This window comes from Streptomyces caeruleatus (assembly GCF_001514235.1).
Taxonomy (GTDB): domain Bacteria; phylum Actinomycetota; class Actinomycetes; order Streptomycetales; family Streptomycetaceae; genus Streptomyces; species Streptomyces caeruleatus.
Genome location: NZ_KQ948937.1, coordinates 125,116 through 131,221, shown reverse-complemented (window position 1 = coordinate 131,221; position 6,106 = coordinate 125,116). Strand labels below are relative to the sequence as shown.

The 6,106-nt window shown below is 72.1% G+C and carries 1 protein-coding gene; it reads left to right on the top strand.

Annotated elements, in window-relative coordinates; genetic code table 11:
• Positions 1 to 6,106, top strand: a 6,106-nt coding sequence (locus AQJ67_RS47910; RefSeq protein ID WP_159058885.1) for a non-ribosomal peptide synthetase, incomplete at both ends; no start/stop codon positions are given.

Genomic DNA, 6,106 nt, shown 5'->3' with positions numbered 1-6,106 from the left:
CAACGCAGCCACCGACAACGACCAACGCATCCCCCACCTCACCCTCCGCCACGTCGTCTTCGCCGGCGAAAAGCTCGAACTCGCCGAACTCACCCCCTGGACCAACCGCCTCGCCCTCGATGCCCCCGCACTGATCAACATGTACGGCATCACCGAAACCACCGTCCACACCACCTACCACCGCATCACAGCCGCCGATCTCGACTCGACCGGCAACCCCATCGGCCACCCCCTGGCCGACCTGCACATCCGGCTTCTCGACCGCTACGGCAACCTCGTCCCCCTCGGCGTCCCCGGCGAGATCCACGTCGGCGGCCCCGGCGTCGCCCGCGGCTACCTCCACCGCCCCGAACTCACCGCCGAACGCTTCGTCCCCGACCCCTACGGACCCCCCGGCGCCCGCCTCTACCGCAGCGGCGACCTCGCCCGCCGACGCCCCGACGGCAGCCTCGACTTCCTCGGCCGCGCAGACGACCAGGTCAAGATCCGCGGCTACCGCATCGAACTCGGCGAGATCGAAACCACCCTCACCACCCACCCCGCCCTCCGCGACGCCGTCGTCCTCGCCCGCGAAGACACCCCCGGCGACAAACGCCTGGTCGGATATCTCGTCCCGGCCGGCGACACCGCTCCGGACACCGCGGAGCTGCGGGAGTTCCTGGCCCGTGGCCTGCCGGACTACATGGTCCCGGCGGCGTTCGTCACGCTGGAGGCGATCCCGCTCACGGCCAACGGCAAGCTCGACAAGCGCGCCCTGCCCGCCCCTGGTGAGGACGCCTTCGCCCGGGCTCCCTACGCCGCGCCGCGCACCCCGGTCGAGGAGCAGGTCGCCGCGGTCTGGGCCGGCGCCCTGGAGGTGGAGCGGGTCGGTGTCCACGACAGCTTCTTCGACCTGGGCGGCGACTCCATCCGCGCCGTGGCCCTCGTCGGCGCCCTGCGTGACGCGGGCTTCGACCTCTCCGTACGCGATGTCTTCGACCGGCGTACGGTGGCCGAACTGAGTGAGCTGCTGACCGGCCGCTCCGCGATATCGGCCGAACAGCTCACGCTGGTGGAGCCGTTCGCGCTGGTCTCCGACGAGGACCGGGCGAAGCTGCCCGACGGGGTCGTGGACGCCTACCCGCTGTCCCAGATCCAGACCGGCATGGTCATCGAGATGCTGGCCGACGAGGAGAAGAACCACTACCACAACTGCAGTTGCTTCCGGATCCTCGACGACCGGCCCTTCGACTTCGCCGCGTTCCGGAAGGCCGTGGCCGAGGTCGTGGAGCGCCACGACATGCTCCGCACCTCGGTGCATCTGACCGACTTCTCGGTGCCGCTGCAACTGGTCCACGAGAGTGCCGAGGCCGCCGTGGGAGTGCGCGACCTCAGCCATCTCGACGAGGACGAACTCCAGGACTCGCTGCAGGAGTTCGTGCGGGCCGAGCGCGCCGACCCGTTCGACCTGAGCACGCCCACCCTGATGCGCTTCCACGCGCATGTCACGGGTGACACGGTCTGGTGGATCTCGGTCACCGAGTGCCACCCGATCATGGAAGGCTGGAGCTACCACTCCCTGCTGATGGAGCTGCTGGGCTGCTACCGGCGTCTGCGGGAGGGCCTGGAGCCCGAGCCGTACGACCGGCCCGCCGTGCGGTTCGCCGACTCCGTCGCGGGCGAACTGGCCTCGCTGGCCTCCGCCGACGACCGTGCCTTCTGGCGCCGGATCACCGGCGACTACGAGAAGTTCACGCTGCCGTCCGGCTGGGGCGACGACAGTGGTGCGCCGCGTGTGAAGCACCACGTCCAGGTCTCCTGGGAGGACCTGGAGCCGGCGCTGCGGGCGCTCGCCGCGAAGGCCAGGGCGTCACTGAAGAGCGTCATGCTCTCCGCGTACGGCAAGGTCATGGCCCAGCTCACCGACGCCCAGGCGTTCCACGCCGGTCTCGTCTTCGACGTGCGGCCCGAGGTCACGGGCGCCGACCGGGTCTACGGCATGTATCTCAACACGCTGCCGCTGGCCTTCGACCGGATGCCGGCCACCTGGCTGGAGCTGGTCCGCGCCACGTTCGCCCGTGAGGTCGAGACCTGGGAGCACCGCCGCTATCCGCTGCCGGCGGTGCAGCGCGAGATCGGCGGCACCCAGCGCCTGATCGACGTGTTCTTCAACTACCAGGACTTCCGGCAGGTCGACGCCGCGCTCGTGGACGACCGGGTCGGCATCGACGACAGCCCCACCGAGTTCCCGCTGACCATCTCCTCCCGGGTCAAGCACATCTTCCTGACCGCCGACTCCTGGTCGCTGACCCTGGAGAACACCGAGCGCGTCGGGGCGATGTTCCGGGCGGTGCTGGAGGCGATGGCAGCCGACGCCGACGGCGACGCCCGCGTGCCGCTGATCCCGGCCGAGGAGCACGACCGGCTGGTCGGCGAGTGGGCGGTCAACCCCACCGAACCGGTGACCCGGACCGTGTTCGAGGCCTTCGAGGAGCAGGCCCTGCGCACTCCCGACGCGCTCGCGGTCGTGTCCGGCGACGAGCGGCTGACGTACGCCGAGCTGGACGCCCGCGCCAACCGCCTCGCCCACCGGCTGCGGGAACTCGGTGTCGGGCCGGAGTCGGTGGTCGCGGTGCTTCTGGACCGGAGCGCCGATCTTGTCGTAGGGCTGCTCGGGGTGTGGAAGGCCGGGGGCGCCTATCTGCCGATGGACCCGGTCTTCCCGGCCGAGCGGGTCACGCACATGCTCGCCGACGCGGACGCCGCCGTACTGCTCACCCAGTCCGCCCACCGGGACCGTTCGGCGGACGGTTTCGGCGGGCACACGCTGCTCGTCGACGTCGACCGCGCGTCCGTCGACGCCCAGCCGTCGTCGGCCCCGGAGCGGGTCGCCGACCCGGACCGGCTGGCGTACGTCATCTACACCTCGGGATCCACCGGGCGGCCCAAGGGCGTTCTGGTCCCGCACAGCGGGCTGGCCAACCATGTCGCCTGGGCCGTGCGCGAGCTGACCGGCGCCGGCGGGGGTGCCCCGCTGTTCTCCTCGATCGCCTTCGACCTGGTGGTGCCCAACCTGTGGGCGCCGCTGCTGGCCGGGCAGCCGGTGCATGTCCTGCCCCAGGACCTGGACCTGGGCCGGCTCGGCGAGACACTGGCGGCCGGTGCGCCGTACGCCTTCGTGAAGCTGACGCCGGCCCACCTGGAGGTGCTGACGCACCAGCTCTCCGCGGACCAGGCGCGACGGCTGGCCCCGCTGCTCGTCGTCGCCGGCGAGGCGTTCCGCCGCCAGGCCGTGCGGTCCTGGCGGGAGCTGGCGCCGGACACCGTGCTGGTCAACGAGTACGGCCCGACCGAGAACTCCGTGGGTACCAGCATCTGGCCCGTCCCCGAACCGGCACGGGACGGGACGCTGCCCGACGTGATGCCGATCGGCCGGTCGCTGCCCGGTGTGGCGATGTACGTCCTCGACGGACGTCTCCAGCCCGTACCGGCCGGTGTCGCGGGCGAGCTGTACGTCGGCGGCGCCGGCGTCGCCCGCGGTTACCTCGGCCGTCCGGAACTCACCGCCGAACGCTTCCTGCCGGACCCGTACGGCCCGCCCGGCGGACGGCTGTACCGCACCGGGGACATCGTCCGGGTGCTGCCCGACGGCAGCGTCGACTTCCTCGGCCGCGGCGACGGACAGGTCAAGATCCGTGGCTACCGCGTCGAACTCGGCGAGATCGAGGCCGCGCTCGGCGACCACCCGCGGGTCGCGGACGCGCGCGTGCTGCTCCGCGAGGACGCCCCGGGCGACAAGCGGCTCGTCGCCTACCTCGTACCGGCCGGGGAGAGCATCCCCGACCCCGCCGAACTGCACACCCTGCTCGGCCGCAGCCTGCCCGAGTACATGGTGCCGTCCGCGTTCGTGGCGCTGGAGTCGATCCCCCTCAACGCCAACGGCAAGGTGGACCGCAGGGCGCTGCCCGCCCCGGGCGAGGAGGCCTACGCCCGGGTCGAGTACACCGCGCCGCGCACCCCGCTGGAGGAGCGGGTCACCGCGGTGTGGGGCCAGGTGCTCGGCGACGGCAGCCTCGGAGTGCACGACGACTTCTTCGACCTCGGCGGCGACTCCATCCGCGCCGTGGCCCTCGTCGGTGCCCTGCGTGACGAGGGCCTCGACGTGGCGGTCCGTGACGTCTTCGCGCACCGCACGGTGGCCGCACTGTGCGAGCTGCTGTCCGGCCGGACCGAGCCGGCCGCCGCCGCGCGGTCCTTCACCGCCCCGTTCGCGCTGGTCTCCGAGGCCGACCGGGCGAAGCTGCCCGAGGGCGTCGCCGACGCCTACCCGCTCTCCCTGGTGCAGACGGGCATGCTCGTCGAGACGCTCGCCGACCAGGAGCGGGGCAACTACCACAACGTCAACGTCTACCGGGTGCACGACGACCAGCCGTTCGACGCCGACGCCTTCGCGCAGGCCGTGCGCACCGTGGTCGCCCGGCACGAGGCGCTGCGCACCTCGGTGGCGCTGAGCGGCTACTCCGTGCCGCTGCAACTCGTCCACGCGGCCGTCGAGGTGCCCGTCACCGTGCACGACCTGCGCGAACTGACCGAGGAGCGGCAGCGGCGGACCATGACCGCGTACGTCGCCGAGGAGCGGGCCCGGCCCTTCGACCTCGGCGGCACCGAGCCGCTGCTGCGGGTCGCCGCGCATGTCCTGGGCGCCGACTGGCTGTGCGCGTTCACCCAGAGCCACGCCGTCATGGACGGCTGGAGCAACCAGCTGTTCCTGGTGGACCTGGTCCGGGTCTACCAGCGGCTGCGCGACGGCCTGGAGCCGGAGCCGTACGAGGCTCCCGAGGTGCGGTTCGCCGACTCCGTGGCCGCCGAACTCGCGGCCCTGGAGTCGGCGGAGGACCGCGCGTACTGGGACACCGTGGTCTCCGGGCACAGCAAGGCCCACATCCCCGCCGGCTGGCACGGTGACCTGGCCTCGCCTGCCGAGACCATCCGCGCCGGAGCGCGCTTCGGCGACCTGGAGGAGCCGTTGCGGGCCCTGGCCGGCGCGGCCCGGACGTCGGTCAAGAGCGTGCTGGTCGCGGCGTTCATGAAGGTCGTCGGGCAGCTCACCGACGAGCCCGCTTTCCACGCCGGGCTGGTCACCCACTGCCGCCCGGAGGCGTCCGGCTCCGACCGGATCTACGGCACCTATCTGAACACCCTGCCGTTCCCCGCCGACCGCTCCGCCCGCACCTGGCGGGAGCTGGTGCGGCAGATGTCCGACCGGGAGATCGAGGCCTGGCCGCACCGCCACTTCCCGATGCCGGCCATCGCACGGTCCGACGGCGGCCGTCTGGTCGACGTCTTCTTCAGCTATCTCGACTTCCACCGGATGGACGCCGAGGAGGCCGAGGACGGCTGGGGCTTCAACGACGCCCCCAACGAGTTCGCCCTGACCGTCACGGCCCTCGGCGGCGTCCTGAGCCTGCGCTCCACCTCCCATGTGCTCAGCCAGGCCAACGCCGACCGGATCGCCGGGATGTTCCGGGCGGTTCTGGAGGCGATGGCCGCCGACCACGACGGCGACGCCCGCGCCGTGTACCTGCCCGAGGGCGAGCGGGAGCAACTGCTCGCGGCCGGCAGGGCGACGGCACGTCCGACGCCCGTGACGCGGACGGTGCACGAGCTGTTCGAGGAACAGGCCGCCAGAACTCCGGACGCGGTCGCGGTCATCGCCGACGGCCAGTCCCTCACCTACGCCCAGCTCGACGCCCGCGCCAACCAACTCGCTCACCGGCTCCGGGAACTGGGCGCCGGCCCGGAGCGCCTGGTGGGCATCTGCCTGCCCCGCGGCACCGACCTGCTCCCCACCCTGCTCGGCGTCCTCAAATCCGGCGCCGCCTATCTGCCGCTGGATCCCGCCAACCCCGCCGACCGGCTCGCCTACATCCTCACCGACGCCGGCGCATCCGTCGTCGTCACCGAAACCGCACTGCTGCCCCTCGTCCAGAACGTCCACGACGGCCCACTCGTCGTCCTCGACCAAGAGAACCTCGACACCCAGCCCGACACCACCCCGCCGGCTGCCCTGTCCGGGCCGGACAACAGCATCTACGTCATCTACACCTCAGGCTCCACCGGCCGACCC